This window comes from Candidatus Photodesmus blepharonis, from assembly GCF_000731795.2.
In the GTDB taxonomy this organism is placed as follows: domain Bacteria; phylum Pseudomonadota; class Gammaproteobacteria; order Enterobacterales; family Vibrionaceae; genus Vibrio; species Vibrio blepharonis.
The window spans coordinates 204,043-222,190 of sequence record NZ_JGVK01000027.1 but is presented as its reverse complement, the minus strand read 5'-3'; the positions used below and the strand labels follow the sequence as shown (position 1 = coordinate 222,190).

Genomic DNA, 18,148 nt, shown 5'->3' with positions numbered 1-18,148 from the left:
ACAAGAAAAACTTAATTTAAAGTAGCTAAGCAATCGTTTCGCTCACTAAATAGAACGATTAACCAACATTAATTTAATATGAGCGATAGCCTTTGTGGGATTTAATCCCTTAGGACAAACATTGACGCAGTTCATTATACCATGACAACGAAAAACACTAAACGAATCTTCAAGATCAGATAAACGCTCATCAGTTGCTCTATCTCGAGTATCAAGCAACCAGCGGTATGCTGCAAGTAAGCCAGCAGGACCTATAAATTTATCAGGATTCCACCAAAAAGAAGGACAAGATGTGGTACAACATGCGCACATAATACATTCGTATAAACCATCTAGACGTGCACGATGACTAGGACTTTGAAGATTCTCACTAGAAGAAAAATCATTGCCTTCTGTAATTAAAAATGGCTTTATTTTTTCGTAATTGTAATAAAATTGCTCCATATCAACGATTAAATCACGTACCACTGGCAATCCAGGCAATGGTCGAACAACAATTCGATCTCGAGATGCCAATAATGTAGACAAGGGTGTGATACATGCTAAACCGTTCTTACCGTTGATGTTTAAACCATCAGAACCACAAACACCTTCACGGCAAGAGCGACGAAAAGAAATTGTTGGATCTTGCTCTTTCAGCAAAATTAACGCATCTAAAAGCATCATATCTGAATGTTCTTCAACTCTAAGAACATAATCTTCCATATAAGGCTTTAAATCAATATCAGGATTATAACGATATAAAGAGAAATGCAATTTCACTTTTTAACTCTCTCTAGTAAGTACGCACTTTAGGTAAAAATCTTTCACGATGAATAGGATCCATATTAACTTCACGCTTAGACATTGATTCTGTTTCGGGATTATAATAAGAGTGATATAACCACTGCTTATCATTACGTTCAGGAAAGTCAAAACGAGCATGAGCTCCACGACTTTCTGTACGATAATTAGCTGCAACTGCAGTCGCATACGCTGTTTCCATTAAATTTTCCAATTCAAGACATTCAACACGTTGTGTATTGAATTCAATCGATTTATCTGATAGATGCGCATACCTCAAAGAATCACGAATTTCTTTTAATTCTTCTAAACCTTTGGCCATAGCATTACCTTCACGAAACACTGAAAAATTATTTTGCATACACTGTTGCAAACTTTTACGAATGCGATTAGGATCCTCACCGCTTTTACTGTTTTCCCAACGATTGTAACGTTCAAGCGAACGCTCAATATCTTCTTTTATCACTGGCTTAGAGTCAGCTTGCTTATCTAGCGTCTCGCTTAGATACAAACCTGTAGAACGACCAAATACGACTAAATCCAGCAGTGAATTACCACCTAACCGATTTGCGCCGTGTACCGAAACGGAAGCAACTTCCCCACAAGCAAACAAACCTTGAATCTCTATATCTCTACCATTTACATCTTTTTTAATAGCTTGGCCGGAAATTTTAGTTGGTATACCTCCCATCATATAATGGCAGGTAGGAATAACCGGAATCGGTTCTTTGACAGGATCTATATGAGCAAACGTACGAGATAATTCACAAACACCCGGTAAACGTAATTGCAATACATCTTCGCCGAGATGATCCAATTTTAACTTAATATGGGAACCCCATGGACCATCACAACCACGACCTTCACGGATTTCAATCATCATTGATCGCGCAACCACATCACGACTGGCAAGATCTTTAGTATTAGGGGCATAACGTTCCATAAAACGTTCACCATCTTTGTTTAGTAAATAGCCACCCTCACCACGACAACCCTCAGTAACTAGTACACCAGATCCAGCTATTCCTGTCGGATGAAACTGCCACATTTCAATATCTTGCATAGGAACACCAGACCGAATCGCCATACCTATACCGTCACCAGTGTTAATATGCGCATTAGTCGTAGAAGCATAAATACGACCTGCTCCACCAGTCGCTAGAATAGTTGCTTTGGCTTTGAAATAGCAAATTTCCCCCGTTTCTATGCAAAACGCCACACAACCCGAAACTACATCATCCATATTTTTAACAATGTCTATCGAATACCACTCAGAAAAAATTGTAGTTTTTTGCTTAATATTTTGCTGATAAAGCGTATGCAATAAAGCGTGGCCAGTTCGGTCTGCCGCTGCTGCTGTACGCGCTGCCTGTTCTCCACCAAAATTCTTAGATTGTCCTCCAAATGGACGCTGGTAAATCGTACCATTATCAAAACGAGAAAAAGGTAATCCCATTTTTTCAAGCTCAATTACTGACTCTGGACCATTTTTACACATATACTCAATAGCATCTTGGTCACCGATATAATCAGAACCCTTAACGGTGTCATACATATGCTGCTCCCAACAATCTTCATGCGCATTACCTAAAGAAACAGTGATACCGCCTTGAGCAGACACTGTGTGAGAACGAGTTGGAAATACTTTAGAAAGTAATGCACAGGAAAAACCTTGCTCTGAAATTTGCAATGCAGATCGCATACCAGCACCACCAGCACCAATTACTACAGCGTCAAACTCTCGAATAGGAATACTCACCTAAACACTCCATAGAATAAATAATCCAGAAAAAAAATATCCCAACAAAGTCAGAACAGCACCTAATTGCAGACAACAACGCAATTTTGAACATTTAATATAATCTGTCAATACCTGCCATAAACCGATCCAAACATGAATCAATATAGAAACTAAAGCAAGCATTGTAAAAACTTCAGTAAACAAACTGCTGAAAAAATGTTTCCAAGATTCATAGGAGACAGTAGGAGAAATCAGGAAAAAACCAAGAATATAAAGAAAATAAACAGCTATAACAACTGCAGCGGCGCGAATAAGTAAGAAATCATGGACCCCATTACGACCAAATGAGAAAATATTGCCTACCATATAAATACCCCTAGGAAAATAGAAAGTAGTGCTGTAATGAAAAAGGTAAACTTAGCACTGAATACACCACGTTCAAACTCTTCAAAGCAACCAATATCCATCAAGAGATGACGAATTCCAGCGACAAAATGATAGGAAAAAACAGTACAAATCCCCCAAAGAATGAACCTCATCAGCAAAGAGTTCATGAGCTGACTTATTTCTACAAAACTTTCGTCAGACTCTAAAGATTCAGATAACAACCAGAGAAAAATTCCAATAGCAAAAAACATAACTACTCCAGATATGCGATGCAAAATAGACACGATAGCCGTAATTGGAAAATCCATGGTTAATAAATTTAAATTAATCGGTCTTGATTTTTTCTCTTTCACAGATCTTTTCAAGTTGATTTCCTTTTGACACTATACAATTTTAAAAAAATTTATACTGCAAACTCCGAAATCCTAATCTTCATTTGGAAACAAAACAAACTTTGAAAGCAACGGAATGTTATTTCTTTTTTACCTAGGATTTATTTATTGAACGCTAAAATTGTATTTCCATAGTATTTATACAAAACACCAACCCATTCTAACATAATTAAAACAATGGTTTTTGCCATGTAGAACATATTTTCAATATCTTTTATTCCACAAATATAAAAATCCTAACAAGCCCACACATCAAAAGATGAGAAATTGACTTTGATAACAAACACACGTACAAAAAATCATGCACGAGCATATTTTTACTCAAAAAATCTAGATACTAGTAAGGAGATTGTTATGGCAAGTAAGAAAGCTACACTTCATATTGAAGGTGACATACCGATCGAATTGCCGATTATTAATGGAACACAAGGTCCCCAAGTAATCGATATTCGTCAATTAGGCACAAGCGGATACTTCACTTTCGATCCTGGCTTTCTCGCCACCGCATCTTGTGAGTCTCAAATCACCTACATTGATGGAGATAAAGGGATACTACTGCATCGCGGCTATCCAATAGACCAATTGGCGAACAATGCTGACTACTTGGAAGTATGTTACATACTACTTTATGGTCAAGCCCCAAATTATCAAGAGTATAAAAAATTTAAAACTACGGTCAGCCATCATACAATGGTACATGAACAAATTGCTAGTTTTTTCCGCGGTTTTCGACGAGATGCTCATCCAATGGCAGTTATGTGCGGCGTGGTTGGAGCACTGGCAGCTTTTTATCATGACTCATTAGATGTGAATAACGACATGCATCGAGAAATTGCAGCATATCGTCTTCTCTCAAAAATGCCGACTCTAGCAGCAATGTGCTATAAATATTCAATCGGTCAACCTTTTATTTATCCGCGTAATGATTTAAATTACTCAGAAAATTTTTTGCATATGATGTTTGCTAACCCATGTGAAAAATATGAAGTTAACCCCATTATTGCACGTGCAATGGACAAAATTTTTACTTTACATGCAGACCATGAACAAAATGCATCAACTTCGACAGTGCGTCTGGCAGGTTCATCAGGCGCAAATCCGTTCGCATGTATTGCAGCAGGTATTGCTTCATTGTGGGGTCCTGCTCATGGTGGAGCCAATGAAGCATGCCTTCATACGCTTGAAGAAATTGCTAATGTAGATAGCATTGAGAAATATCTAAACAAGGCTAAGGATAAAAACGATCCATTCCGTTTAATGGGTTTTGGTCATCGTGTCTACAAAAATTATGATCCGCGCGCAACTGTCATGCGCGAGGCATGTCACAAAGTACTCAAAGAGCTCAACATCAAAGATCCGCTTCTTGAGGTCGCAATAGAACTAGAACGCATTGCACTTTCTGATGAATATTTTGTTGAAAAAAAACTTTATCCCAATGTAGATTTCTATTCAGGAATTATTCTCAAAGGAATCGGTATCCCCGTCTATATGTTTACGGTTATTTTTGCAATGTCACGTACGATAGGTTGGATTGCCCACTGGAACGAAATGCACAGTAATCCCAGCAATCGTATAGGCCGTCCTCGCCAACTATACACTGGCCAAAAAAAACGTGATTTTAAACCATTGTACAAACCTTAATAAGAGCCGGCAGGGCTTGCTACAAAACTATCAAGCCCAGATCCCTTTGCATTTTTCCTATGCTGGATTATAAATATCAACAAATTTGACTTCTAACCCACATTTCAGTGCTAGCCATTCACCCAAAGCCTTTATTCCATAACGCTCAGTCGCATGATGGCCAGCAGAAAAGTAATGAATACCTAATTCTCTTGCTAAATGCGTCGTACGCTCTGATATTTCTCCAGAAATAAATGCGTCTAAACCATGTTGAGCTGCTAATTCCAAATAATTTTGCCCACCACCTGTACACCAACCAACTGTTTGGATCATCTGATCTAGATTTTCTGGAAAAACATGTAATGGACAACGACCAAGTACTTGATTGATTCTACCAATAAAATCGCTAACTTTGGTTTGCTCCTTCAATCTTCCAAACATGGCAAGAGAATTTTTATTCTCTTCTAAACCACCTTCAATTTCTATTTTTAATAAGCGAGCTAACTCAGCGTTATTTCCTAGTTTAGGATGAATATCTAATGGTAAATGATAAGCATACAAATTAATATCATGCTTGATTAAAGTACGAATACGTTTTCCCTTCATCCCTCTAATTGGAGCTGGTTCACCTTTCCAAAAATAGCCGTGGTGAACAAGCAATGCATCTGCATTCAATTTAACAGCCTGATCAATCAATAATTGTGATGCAGTCACACCTGTAACCACACGTTCAACTTCACCTTTACCTTCAATTTGCATTCCATTGGTGGTGTAATCTTTCACCGAACTAGCAGACAATTCATGATTCAGTATTTTTTCCAACTTCATATTATTCATTCACTGCTTCCAAATCTTGGTAATCCACTTTTCACATATCCTTGCCTTAGATCTACATTAACGCATAACAAGATATAAATGTAGATTAAGAAAATCATTAGTGCCTCCCAGTGCAATAGACTAAAAAACTAATTAAATAAAAAATCTGTTGAAAGCTCCATTAACAGGAGCTTATAAACCAGCGTTAAGAAATAGCTGTTTCACAATTTTACGCGCTCCAAGTTCAATTAATTTTAGGTGCTCTGCACCCTTAAAACTTTCGCAATAAATCTTATAGATATTTTCAGTGCCAGAAGAACGAGCTACAAACCAACCATTCTCGGTAGTTACTTTAAGACCGTTAATAGCAATATTATTTTCTGGGATATGAGTCAATTTTGAAATTATAGCGTCACCTGCTAAAGTTTCAAAAGAAAGTAGTTCTGACGACAAGTTATCCAAGAAATTCTTTTGAGAAGAAGTCGCGAATTCTTGAATACGATTGTATTGAAATTCACCATATTTGACACTTAACTCCTCATAATATTGCTGAGGATTTTTACCAGTAACTGCAGTAATCTCAGCTGCTAACAAACACAAAATTATTCCATCTTTATCTGTAGACCAAGGTGTACCATCTTTACGTAAAAAAGAAGCACCAGCGCTCTCTTCGCCTGCAAACCCCAGAGTTCCATGATACAAACCATTAACAAACCACTTAAAACCTACTGGCATTTCACATATTTCTCGACCCAAATCGCTCACAATGTGATTAATTAAGGAACTCGATACTAAAGTCTTCCCTACAGCAAGATCTTTTTTCCAACTTTTACGGTGACGGTATAAATAGTCAATGCATACTACTAAAAAATGATTGGGGTTCATTAACCCTTTTGGAGTTATAATTCCATGGCGATCACAATCAGGATCGTTGCTAAAAATAAGATCATAATCATCCTTCAATTCCAATGAGCCTACCATTACGTGGGAAGACGCACAATCCATCCGTGCTACACCGTCTTTATCTAAATACATAAACTTAAAAGAAGGATCAATATCCTGGCGTACCAAAGTCAAGTCTAAATTATATACTTTTCCAATTTGACGCCAATAATCCACACCACTACCACCGAGCGGATCAACTCCCAACTTCAAATCTACTTTTTGAAGTATCTCCATATCAATTACGTTTGCTAAATCATTTACATAAGGTGTAACTAAATCTGTTTCAAAAAACAGATCTGAAATTTTAGCATCACATAAAGGAATACGCTTGACACCTTCTAGATTTGTTGCCATCAAAAAATTAGCCCTGTTTTCTATTGACTGAGTCAGCTCGATCTCAGCTGGACCTCCATGAATAAAATTGTATTTAATACCACCATCTTGAGGTGGATTATGTGATGCGGTTACTACTAAACCATCTGCTTTATTATTGTTCGTTAAATTAAAATTTAATATTGCATAAGATACGCTAGGGGTAGGTGTATAACCATTATTCCTTTGAACAATAACTTTCACTTTATTTGCAATAAACACTTCGATTAAACTTAAAAAAGCAGGCTCAGATAAAGCATGGGTGTCTTTACCAATGAATAATGGACCTGTTATATTATGTTCGGCGCGAACCTCAACTATCGCTTGAGCAATAGCTAAAACATGTAACTCATTAAATGTAAATTTGTCTGCACTACCACGGTGGCCTGAAGTGCCAAATTTCACTCCATGACTAGGGTTATTTGAATCGGGCTTTAATAAAAAATAATTAGAGATTAAGATAGGAATATTATGTAAGCTCTCTTGTATTATCCTGGAGTATGTACCCATATCAGATGATCCTTCTTTGAACACTATTTAATGTCAAAATTTTTCTCTTCATTGATTAACAGAATGATTAAATCCATTAGACTGGCCGATGCACAGATACATAAATTAAGTGTAAATAATTAAATTGCATTGCTTACTTTTCTAATTAAACCTAGAGGAAAGCTCATCTTCATCATAAGTTGCTCAACCATTTGACGCTTACGACTCGTATTGTTATTCGTAATAACCCAAAAATGGGTATTTGGAATTACTTTCGGTTTGGTCGTATTACCATGCGCTAACAATATTTTTTCATTATCAGCAAAATACACTCTCGTACGTCCTTTAACTTGCGCTGCTTCTGCAAAACTCTCCGGGTTAATATGATACAGTCTCGACAGTACCAACATAAAACGATCAATTGCTTTTTTTGACCTAATGAATTCATCAGAAATTAGTAATGATCGTATTTCTTTTACACCAACAATAAGTTGAATGTTTTGCTTTTCATCTTCATTCGCTGTAGTGTCTTGCTTAGTTGGCTCTATCAACTCGATAGAATCCATAAGGTTTCCATCAACACTGAGCAAACGACGAAGAATATCTGAAGCGCTTTCGCCAATATGTTTAGTTTGAGCAGCAATGTAATGGTATAAATCTTCGTCAACTTCAATTATTTTCATTCGCTTTTTACAATCTCTATGTTTTAATGATCTGGAAAAGTATAAACAGATCTTCGCCGATACTCTAGGTTAAACTAGGTGCTAATGAAATAAAATGTTTAAATTTCTCAATTATAAATTAGAAGGTAAAGGAAAAACCATCATTTTGATCCATGGATTATTTGGAAATCTAGATAATTTGGGTATGCTTGCTCGCAATTTCAAAATAGATCATCAAATCTTAAGCATTGATCTTCGTAATCATGGATTTTCTTTTCATAATAATCAGCATAATTACGAGGTAATGGCTAGCGATATATTTACTCTGATTACAAAACTTAATCTATCTACAATCAAAATCATTGGTCATTCTATGGGAGGAAAGGTTGCTATGAAAGTTGCTGAACTTATGCAGAATCAAATAAGTAAGCTTGTCATTTTAGACATAGCGCCTGTGAAGTATTCTGCTAGAACATATGATAATACGATTGATGGAATACAAGCTGTAAAACAGGAACAACCTAAAAATCGCAAGGATGCTTTAAGTATTCTAAGAAAATATATTCAACTTAAAAACGTGAGACAATTCTTAGGAAAATCCCTGTACTCTAACAAAGGAATTATCACTTGGCGTTTTAATTCCGATTCAATCATTGCTAATTACGAACATATACTGGATTGGACACCTGTTGCTTTAAACTCAACTCCTACTTTATTTTTAAAGGGAATGAATTCAAGTTATCTACTCCCTAAACATCGAAGTTTGCTAAAAAAACAAGTCAGCAATTTTAAGATACATGTAATCGCTAATACAGGACATTGGCTTCATGCTGAAAATCCGTTTGAAGTAATAAAAGTCATCAGAACCTTCTTTAAAGAAAAAATCTGAATAATTTTTATGCATTAACTATTACCGACTATACTGGTAAATTGAGTAGAATCGCTGCTCTGTAATATAAGGAACGTTTATGCTTTATGAGCATATAGGTATATTAGAATCTCTCGGATTAGGCTTTCTTTTTGTATCTGTTTTTTTTCTTATAGGCATGGCAATAAAGGATTTGCTTAAAAGCAATGTTTCTCTATTAGGTCGTAGTATTGCATGGCTGGTTTTGTTTTTGGGTTGTGCAGGTTTTGCATTAAAAGGTATAATCCAACTGGTTTGGGAAAATTCTGGTCTTGCTTAAAGCTAGCATTAATAAGCATGAATAATGAATATCTTGGGAGTGATAATTCTAATGGCAATGGTAGGAATATTCTTCGGTAGTGATACAGGCAATACTGAAGCTGTAGCTAAAATGATTCAAAAACAACTAGGTAAAAAACTGGTTTATGTCCAAGATATTGCTAAAAGTGCAAAAGAGGATGTTAATAATTTTGACTATTTGCTTTTTGGTATTCCAACATGGTACTACGGAGAGGCACAATGCGATTGGGACGACTTTTTTCCTGAGTTATCAAATATAGATTTTTCAACTAAAATTGTCGCCATTTGGGGATGCGGTGATCAAGAAGATTACGCAGAGTATTTCTGTGACGCAATGGGAACGATGCATGATATCATCGAGAGGAAGGGCGCTACTATTCTTGGTTATACTTCCACTGAAGGTTATAACTTTGAGGCCTCAAAAGCTCTTGTAAATGAGGATAGAAAAAAATTTGTAGGCTTATGTATCGATGAAGATCGACAACCTGAATTAACAAAAAAACGTGTAAAAGACTGGGTTTCCCAAATCTATACAGAAATGAATTTAGATGCACTTTAACTTTATATAAGAGCTTCTTCCAGACTTGTTTGAAAAACCTTTTGAATTAACTCGTTAATTTTCAATATGATAGAAGAAGTTTTGATTTAATTGATAAAATCGAGTTCTTATTCACAATGAAGATCTAAAAATAATTCATTTCTTGCGCATCTTAGTGAGACATCGCTCAACTTTATGCATAATTAACTACAAATACTATTTACAATTATGAGAAGTAAACATTATTTTATCGTCTGTATTTGAGGTTCAAGGTTTCAAGTTCCTGTATATTATTTGGACTTGGAAACTAGTTTGGACGTGTTTACCCAGTCGGCACTAATAAAAATGGAGTTTCTCATGAAAAAAATTGCTTTGATTACCGGAGCAAAAGGTGGAATTGGATCTGCTATTTCATCTCAACTTGTTAGCGATGGTTATCGCATAATCGCTACTTATGCGACCACAAAAAACTCTGCTGAAAATTACCGTCGTGCACTAGAATGGCTGAATGAGAAAAATTTCAATCAAAATCAAGCGCGTTTAATGGAATTGGATGTAACTGATACGAATGAGTGCGCAAAACGTTTAGGTGCACTCTTAGGGGAAGAAGGTCAGATTGATTTAATCGTTAATAACGCAGGTATAACACGAGATAGTATTTTTAAGAAAATGTCCGCACAGTCCTGGTATCAAGTCATAAACACTAATCTAAATAGTTTATTTAATGTAATTCACCCCCTATTCTCTTCAATGTGTGAAAAACGCGATGGAAGAATCATTAACATTTCTTCAGTTAATGCTCTAAAAGGTCAATTTGGACAAACAAATTATTCTGCTGCAAAAGCTGGAGTTATAGGTTTTTCTAAAGCGTTAGCAGAAGAAGGAGCTCGTTATGGTGTAACCGTCAACGTTATTGCTCCAGGCTATACAGATACTCCGATGGTAAGAGAGATAAAACCAGAAATACTCGAGTCTATTAAATCCAAAATTCCTCTTAAACGCTTTGCAAGAGTTGAGGAAGTAGCGAAAATTGTTAGTTTTCTTGCAAGTGATGCTGCTTCTTATATTACAGGCGAGACAGTGTCGATAAACGGTGGGTTGTACATGAAATAAAAAGGGTTTATATCATGAAAAAAGTCTATGTGATTTCAGCTAAAAGAACTCCAATTGGTAGTTTTGGCGGTGCATTGAGCGATATTCATGCTGGGAAATTGGCCTCAATCGCTATCAACGCTGCAATGCTCTCAGGAAATATTCCAACAAATATTGTCGATGAGGTTATCGTTGGTAATGTTCTGAGTACTGGACAAGGTATGGGCATTGGACGCCAAGCTGCTATCTACGCAGGTATTCCTGATTCGGTTCCAGCTTATACTTTAAATATGGTATGTGGTAGCGGCATGAAAAGTGTGATGGATGCAGTCTCACATATAAAAAGCGACAGCATAGAAATAGTAGTTGCAGCTGGTGTCGAGGTTATGTCACAAATTCCATTTATAACACCCTATAGTATTCGAAAAGGGCACAAAATGGGTGATATGCGTCTAATTGATCTTCTTATCTCTGATGGTTTAACTGATGTCTACAACCAATGCCATATGGGTATAACGGCTGAAAATATAGCAAGCGAAATGTCCATTAGTCGTCAGGAACAAGATGAATACGCATTAAATAGTCAACTTAAATCAATTAAAGCGATTGAGGTAGGTGTGTTTAAAGATGAAATTATATCAGTTGATATACAGAAATTTCGTAAAATGATCACTTTCGATACTGATGAATATCCTAAAGCAACAGCAACCTTAAGTGCTTTACAAAAATTAAAACCTGCCTTTAGTGAGGAAGGGTCCGTGACTGCCGGCAACGCGTCTGGCATTAACGATGGTGCAAGTGCAATCGTTCTAGCATCCGAAGAAGCAGTCAAGAAACATGGCCTATCTCCAATTTGTCAAATTACTAGTTATGCACAATCCGGCATCGCTCCTAGAATCATGGGGCTAGCACCTGTTGATGCTATAGCTAAGGCCTTAAACGCAGTCAATCTAAACATTGAAGATATGGAACTATATGAAATCAATGAAGCATTTGCCGCTCAAACTTTGGGAGTGATTTACAAATTAGCAGAAAAATATAATGTATCGTCCTCCTCTATTTTGGAGAAAACCAATGTTAATGGAGGAGCAATCGCCTTAGGTCATCCACTTGGAGCATCTGGAAATCGTATTCTAGTCACCCTTATCCATGAGTTAAATCGACGTAACGGCCGTTATGGTGTTGCATCCCTATGTGTGGGCGGAGGTATGGGAACGGCGGTTGTTGTTGAAAAAATCAAATAGAAACATAATCATTATAGGAGCAAGATCATGTATACAGATTTTTTTAAAACTTTTTCAGAACAAGCTGAAAAAAATTTGCAACCTTATCTTAAATTCAACCAATTAATAACAAAAAACGTTGAGATGTTAACTGAACTACAACTCAATGCTATCCGAACATATAGTGAAATGGGATTAACTCAAATGAGAGCTGCCAGCCAAATTAAAGATATAACTTCGCTAACTGCTTTCAATAGCCAACAACTATCAGTCTTAACGAAGTTTTCACAGCAAATGATGGATGATAGTAACAAACTTCAATCTATCGCCAAAGAATTTAAAGACGATGTTGAATCGCTCACTTCGGAGAATCTTAAAACTGTCACTCCTGTGTGATGTAATCATGTTTATTTGCCGCCTTTATTATTTAAGGCGGTTTTAGATAACTGGAGTATTTATTATGTTTCAAAATTTTTTCTCAGATTATCTCGTAAGACTTCAAGAAATCAATAAGCAATGGTGGCAAGGTCTTGAAATTAAATCATCTGTAAATTCTCCTCTTAGTGAGGCGATACAAAAAATAAGTTTAGAAGATAGTATTCAGCTGCTTAAAAAAGCAGGAGAACAACCAGCAGTTTTGTTACAGTTACAAATGCAATGGTGGGAACAACAGTTGCAAATTTGGCAAAACATTGCATTAGCAGGTAAGAAAAAAAAATTTGTCGAAGAAGAGAAAGAAGATAAGCGTTTCACCAACGAGTTGTGGAAAACTGATACCTTCTATAATTTTATTAAACAATCTTATTTACTTTTTAGTAAAACCTATCTCAACACCATTAACAGTATTGATGGAATAGACAAACCAACTAAAGAACGTCTTATTTTCTTTTCTCGCCAAGCTATTAATGCGCTATCCCCAAGCAACTTTGTCGCAACAAATCCAGAACTTTTAAAGCTCACAATTGAGAAAAACGGTGAAAATTTACTTTTTGGATTGGAACAACTAAAGAGAGATCTGGAGTCTAGTGCAGACATTTTAAAAATACGCATGAACGATAATAATGCATGCCGTATCGGTGATGATATCGCGAATACAGAAGGAGATATTGTATTTTCCAACGATCTCTTTGAACTTATTCAATATAAACCGCTTACAAATACGATCAATTCAACACCTTTACTAATTGTTCCACCATTCATCAACAAGTACTACATTTTGGATTTGCGTAAAGAGAACTCTATGGTTCGGTGGTTATTAAATAAAAATCACAGCGTGTTCATGATATCATGGCGTAATCCAGGTAAGAAGCAAGCTGAAATTCACTTTAGTGACTATGTTCTTGAAGGTGTAGTAAAAGCGGTAGCTGTAATTGAAGATATCACTAAACAAGAACAAATTAACGCTGCTGGCTATTGTATAGGAGGTACACTTTTAGCCTCTACAATTGCGTATTATTCAGCTAAGCGCATGAAAAAACGCATACAATCAGCATCTTTCTTTGCTACATTGCTTGATTTTTCTCAACCAGGAGAGATTGGCGCGTACATTAATGATACGATTGTCGATGCTATCGAAATTCAAAATAATACAAAAGGATATATGGATGGCCGTTCATTAAGTGTCACTTTTAGTTTACTACGAGAAAATACTCTATATTGGAACTACTATATTGAAAATTACTTAAAGGGTAATAGTCCTATGGATTTTGATCTGCTCTACTGGAATAGCGATAATATGAATGTAGCAGCAGCCTGTCATAATTTTTTATTACGTGAATTATATCTTGAAAATAAGCTTATCAAAGAAAAAGGAATAAAAATTGGTGGCGTATGGATTGACTTAAACAAAATAAGAATACCTAGTTACTTCATATCCGCTAAAGAAGATCACATAGCACTCTGGCAAGGTACATACCGTGGTTTATTAAAGTCTGGTGGCAACAATAAGACTTTTGTACTTAGCGAAGCCGGTCATATCGCTGGTGTCATTAACCCCCCTTGTAAGAACAAATATGGTTATTGGTTAAATAACAACACTACTCAATCCGCTGACGAGTGGTTGGCAAGTGCCAATTATACTAAAGGTTCCTGGTGGCCCCATTGGCATGAGTGGTTAATGAACCTTAATTCAGAAAAACAACAAATAAAACCCTTTAAGCAGGGTTCAGAGCAAAATCCCGTAATTGCCAAAGCACCCGGAAAATACGTAAAACAAGTTTTGCCTATCACTTAAATTCGTTCTGTACCATAAATATATCGATTAGGTACCACTTACCCGTGAAATGAATCAATATCTCCGTATTTTTTTTCAAGCAACACTAGACAACCTTGCCTGATCTTTCCATAATGGAGGTACATGTTTACTCGTTATCATAATTGTTTAAAGATGTATGCTTTTTTTGAAATTTTCAACGTAGTTCGAGAACTCAAAACGATTTCGATGATACCACTTGATAAATTTTAGAGTTCTCAGTACAATTGAACACCAAAGAGGTTAAGCAAAAATGTCAATAGAAACACTAGAAAACTTGTGCAAAGCACTTCTTAAGCAAGCTAAAGAACTAAATTTTGCAATTACTGGCATCATTGTTATCAATGAAGGGGGTTTGTACTGGTTCGATAATAAACAAAATACGCAAAGTGATTCTGCACAAAATATTAAGACACTTGTCACAGTGAAAGGAGACATAAGTCAGTTTTTTTACGCTCTGAACTCAAATATCGAAAGTGCTATTCTAGGTAAAAAAGGAGAGAGCAAAAATACATTTAAAAACGTGAGCAGTAGAGCTCTGCATTTTACACAAACCAATCCCCAGGTACTGTATACCTACCACTGAAATGTAGATCCATTTTCTTATCACTCCAGATAAAATTTTCCAAATAAGCAGGAAAAGTTATGGAAATTGCCTTGAAATGTTTCTAGTTTTTTTCTATTTACTTATGAGGTAATTCTGTGCACTTTCGACTGTTGCAGATAAAATTTCTTGTAATTCTACTAGTTTAATCTCGCTAACCAGAAATTCATTCTTCATATCCATTTCAATTTGATCTGCGATCATTTTTAATTTTACTGAGCCTAAATGGCCAGCTATACCTTTTAAGCTATGAATTTTTCTAAGCGCCTCTTCCATGTTCTTATTTCTTAATAAGTTAGATAACTCGTAAGCATCATCTGCATGATTCTGAACAAACACGTCTAGTAAGCGTTCTACAGCACATTTATCACCTCCCAATACACTTATCACGTATAAAATGTCTATCTCTATTCTAGCCTTCATAATTAACAATATCCTTAGACTGACAAGATGAGAGTACTATTATTGAACTTTTTATCAATCTTTTATACTTTAATAGTATCGCTAACAAAACTGACATGAAAATAATTGTAAGAATTATAATACTAATCTACTTTAATGACTGCTTAAAGTAACTGGAAATATAACACGCAATGATCCCTTCCGACTTTACAATACTTAAAGACTCAGTTGCTAGCTGTATTAAAAAACTATCTAAAGATCATAATGCTACTGAAAAAAACGAAAAAAATGATAAAATCTTCTTAAGTCTCATAACTCAATATATTTTTTTGAAAAGATTCAGATAGAATTTTTTTCTAACTTATAAACTCAATTCTTGAGTATATTTGAGGAAAGCTGTACTATTACCACAGGAAAAGCAAAGTAACTAAGGAAACTTCAAAAAAAGATCAGTAGTTTTTGCCAACCTGGCTTATCTTATCCTTAAGTTTTCTGGAAAAATCACATACAGTAGTAAAATTCTTGAAAAAAAATGGCTAAAGATTTGCTCAAGCATTAGTTGTTTTTCAATGAATACAATAAATAAAAACGGATAATCAAAGAACAAAATAAATGCTAGATAGCGGAAGTAAATACGGTAGTCGGGTGTCACACCTTGTGAGTTGGGGACACTGGTTTTCTTTCTTCAACATTATCGCTGCAATGCTTGTTGGTGTGAAGTATATCGTTCACTCACCCTTGCCTGATACATGGCTCGGCTTGTTTTACCTTATATCCTCATGGTGCAGTCACTTTGCTTTCTTAGTATTAGCTTTTTATTTACTTATCTTATTTCCTCTTACCTTTCTGATACCATCACGTAAAGTATTTCGCCTAATAACCATTTGTTTTTTCACTTTAAGTCTCGTTTTCTTACTGATAGATGCCCAAGCATATCAAACTATAAATTTACATCTCAGCCCAGTAGTTTGGAAACTTCTCTTCAACGATAAAAATAACACAATCAATTCCAATTTGCAGAATGTGTTTATCATCCTACCATTCATTTTTTTATCCGAGCTGATTTTATCAGAGTGGATTTGGTACAAGAAACATAAACTTTTCAACAAACGAATAGGATTTTTAATTGCCACATTTTTTTTTATAAGTTTTATTTCTAGCCATTTAATTTATGTTTGGTCAGATGCTTATTTCTACTCTCCAGTAACTAATCAAAAAACAAATTTTCCATTGTCATATCCTATGACGGCCAAATCTTTTATGGAAAGACACGGTCTTTTAAACCGTGAAAAACACTTAAAACGCCTTGCCAAAAATGAAATTGGCAGCGAGCTAATCAAATACCCACTAGAAAAAATTACTTTTTGTCCCCACTCTGAAAAATTAAATATTTTAGTAGTTAATGTTAGCAATCTGCGTAGCGATAGATTAAATGATAGTACCATGCCGGCAACAACTATTTACTCTAAAAACAACCTAAATTTCACTAACCATTATAGTTCAAGCAATGATATATACGGAATGTTCGGTCTATTTTATGGTTTACCAAGCGTCTATGCTTCGAGTATAAAATCACAAGGAACATTACCACTGCTAATCAGTACCTTACAAGATCAAGGCTACCAATTTGGTTTATTTAGCAGCGATAATTTTAATAATGAACTATATGTGCAGACAATTTTTAGAGGCTTACATTTTTCTTCTATTACCTTTTCTAATAATGAGTCCTCTGATAGCCAAACCATTAATGTATGGGCGAAATGGGCTAAAGATATAAAACAACCCTGGCTTAGTTTTATTGAGTTAACAACGCTCAACGACTTAAACAATTACAAAGCTAAAATCGCCGATGACCTCCTACGAACAAGCTACAATCACTCAGTGAACCAAGTAGATAGCGAACTTAAAAAGCTTTACGAACAACTAGAAACTTTAGGGTTTAAAAAAGATACAGTTGTAATCATTACCTCTAATCATGGTATAGAATTCAATGAAACTAAAAGAAACAACTGGGACTCTAACAGTAATTATAGTCGTTATCAATTACAAGTTCCAATGATTATTCATTGGCCAGGCAAGCTTGCAGCTAAATATAACCATCGTTCAAGCCATCTAGATATATCTGTTACCTTATTACAAGATCTTCTCGGTGTTTCATCAAACCCAACAGATTTCAGCAGTGGTCGCAGTTTATTCAGAAAAAACAAAAGGAAATTGATTTTAGCTGGCAATTCTCAAGAATTAGCGTTAATAACACCGAGGAAAACGACAGTTATGGACAAATTTGGTAATTATAAGTTGTATGGTCCAAACTATCAACGCCTAGAAGAAAACCCAAATCTACCAATATTGATGCAAGGCCTAACTGAACTGAAACGATTTTATGCTATGTAATTAACAAATAAACCGTTTTAAAAATAAAGAAGTAAATCATGTTCTATGTTAGCATTTGTTTCTTTCGATAGCAAAAAACTCTTTAGAGCTAATCAATACTCTAAACTTTATCTTTTTATATCTTAGTATATTAATGATCTAAAGTTTGAGATGTTCATTTATCTAGTGTATTGGAGTTAAGAGTTGTATGAGATAATATCAACAAAAAACTTTATAGGGTAAACTATTAA

The 18,148-nt window shown here is 35.4% G+C and carries 18 protein-coding genes; 10 read left to right on the top strand and 8 right to left on the bottom strand.

The window, feature by feature from the left end; genetic code table 11:
• Positions 1–45 precede the first annotated feature (45 nt).
• Genes CF67_RS03945 through sdhC form a run of 4 tightly spaced genes read right to left on the bottom strand, consistent with a single transcriptional unit; the run spans position 46 to position 3,276 of the window.
• Positions 46–762: a succinate dehydrogenase iron-sulfur subunit gene (locus CF67_RS03945; RefSeq protein ID WP_034414661.1), complete on the bottom strand. Its 717-nt coding sequence runs from the start codon at positions 760–762 to the stop codon at positions 46–48.
• 13 nt (positions 763–775) lie between these two features.
• Positions 776–2,542, bottom strand: a complete 1,767-nt coding sequence (gene sdhA, locus CF67_RS03940; protein WP_034414659.1) for a succinate dehydrogenase flavoprotein subunit — start codon at positions 2,540–2,542, stop codon at positions 776–778.
• Positions 2,543–2,890, bottom strand: a complete 348-nt coding sequence (gene sdhD, locus CF67_RS03935; protein WP_034414658.1) for a succinate dehydrogenase, hydrophobic membrane anchor protein — start codon at positions 2,888–2,890, stop codon at positions 2,543–2,545. It abuts the gene before it with no gap.
• A complete protein-coding gene (gene sdhC / locus CF67_RS03930) occupies positions 2,884–3,276 on the bottom strand; it encodes a succinate dehydrogenase, cytochrome b556 subunit (RefSeq protein WP_034414657.1) in 393 nt (130 codons plus the stop codon). The genes sdhD and sdhC overlap by 7 nt, the downstream gene beginning before the upstream one ends.
• A 381-nt stretch (positions 3,277–3,657) precedes the next feature.
• Between sdhC and CF67_RS03925 the strand changes: the two genes are divergently transcribed.
• Positions 3,658–4,944, top strand: coding sequence for a citrate synthase (locus CF67_RS03925; RefSeq protein ID WP_034414656.1), 1,287 nt, complete (start codon positions 3,658–3,660; stop codon positions 4,942–4,944).
• Between the two features lie 57 nt (positions 4,945–5,001).
• On the opposite strand, the gene CF67_RS03920 is transcribed toward CF67_RS03925, so the two are convergent.
• The 3 genes from CF67_RS03920 to seqA form a co-directional block, all read right to left on the bottom strand.
• The gene (locus tag CF67_RS03920; protein WP_034414655.1) at positions 5,002–5,760 is read right to left on the bottom strand and encodes a Nif3-like dinuclear metal center hexameric protein; all 759 of its coding nucleotides are present in this window, start codon (positions 5,758–5,760) and stop codon (positions 5,002–5,004) included.
• Between the two features lie 171 nt (positions 5,761–5,931).
• Entirely contained in the window at positions 5,932–7,566 is a 1,635-nt protein-coding gene (gene pgm, locus CF67_RS03915; RefSeq protein WP_034414653.1) for a phosphoglucomutase (alpha-D-glucose-1,6-bisphosphate-dependent), read from the bottom strand.
• Positions 7,567–7,685: 119 nt separating this feature from the next.
• On the bottom strand, positions 7,686–8,228 hold the full coding sequence (gene seqA, locus CF67_RS03910; RefSeq protein ID WP_034414650.1) for a replication initiation negative regulator SeqA: 543 nt from the start codon (positions 8,226–8,228) through the stop codon (positions 7,686–7,688).
• A gap of 94 nt (positions 8,229–8,322) precedes the next feature.
• On the opposite strand from seqA, the gene CF67_RS03905 reads away from it, so the two are divergent.
• The 8 genes from CF67_RS03905 (at position 8,323) to CF67_RS03870 (ending at position 15,104) form a co-directional block, all read left to right on the top strand.
• Positions 8,323–9,096 carry an alpha/beta fold hydrolase gene (locus CF67_RS03905; RefSeq protein WP_034414649.1) on the top strand — a complete coding sequence of 258 codons (774 nt, stop codon included), beginning with the start codon at positions 8,323–8,325 and terminating at the stop codon, positions 9,094–9,096.
• Positions 9,097–9,175: 79 nt separating this feature from the next.
• Positions 9,176–9,394: a DUF2788 domain-containing protein gene (locus tag CF67_RS03900; protein WP_034414647.1), complete on the top strand. Its 219-nt coding sequence runs from the start codon at positions 9,176–9,178 to the stop codon at positions 9,392–9,394.
• A 51-nt stretch (positions 9,395–9,445) separates the two neighbouring features.
• Positions 9,446–9,973 carry a flavodoxin FldA gene (fldA, locus tag CF67_RS03895; protein WP_034414642.1) on the top strand — a complete coding sequence of 176 codons (528 nt, stop codon included), beginning with the start codon at positions 9,446–9,448 and terminating at the stop codon, positions 9,971–9,973.
• A 336-nt stretch (positions 9,974–10,309) separates the two neighbouring features.
• Positions 10,310–11,065 (top strand): SDR family oxidoreductase, encoded by a 756-nt coding sequence (locus tag CF67_RS03890; RefSeq protein ID WP_034414640.1) that lies wholly within the window; start codon positions 10,310–10,312, stop codon positions 11,063–11,065.
• Positions 11,066–11,079: 14 nt separating this feature from the next.
• Positions 11,080–12,288 (top strand): acetyl-CoA C-acetyltransferase, encoded by a 1,209-nt coding sequence (locus CF67_RS03885; RefSeq protein ID WP_034414638.1) that lies wholly within the window; start codon positions 11,080–11,082, stop codon positions 12,286–12,288.
• 27 nt (positions 12,289–12,315) lie between these two features.
• Positions 12,316–12,663 carry a phasin family protein gene (locus CF67_RS03880; RefSeq protein WP_034414635.1) on the top strand — a complete coding sequence of 116 codons (348 nt, stop codon included), beginning with the start codon at positions 12,316–12,318 and terminating at the stop codon, positions 12,661–12,663.
• 64 nt (positions 12,664–12,727) lie between these two features.
• On the top strand, positions 12,728–14,500 hold the full coding sequence (phaC, locus tag CF67_RS03875; RefSeq protein WP_034414634.1) for a class I poly(R)-hydroxyalkanoic acid synthase: 1,773 nt from the start codon (positions 12,728–12,730) through the stop codon (positions 14,498–14,500).
• A gap of 271 nt (positions 14,501–14,771) precedes the next feature.
• A complete protein-coding gene (locus tag CF67_RS03870; RefSeq protein ID WP_034414632.1) occupies positions 14,772–15,104 on the top strand; it encodes a hypothetical protein in 333 nt (110 codons plus the stop codon).
• Positions 15,105–15,197: 93 nt separating this feature from the next.
• On the opposite strand, the gene CF67_RS03865 is transcribed toward CF67_RS03870, so the two are convergent.
• Entirely contained in the window at positions 15,198–15,545 is a 348-nt protein-coding gene (locus CF67_RS03865) for an Hpt domain-containing protein (protein ID WP_034414630.1), read from the bottom strand.
• Between the two features lie 591 nt (positions 15,546–16,136).
• On the opposite strand from CF67_RS03865, the gene CF67_RS03860 reads away from it, so the two are divergent.
• Complete coding sequence (locus tag CF67_RS03860; protein ID WP_034414622.1) at positions 16,137–17,918, top strand: DUF3413 domain-containing protein; 1,782 nt, start codon at positions 16,137–16,139, stop codon at positions 17,916–17,918.
• The last annotated feature ends 230 nt before the right edge of the window (positions 17,919–18,148 follow it).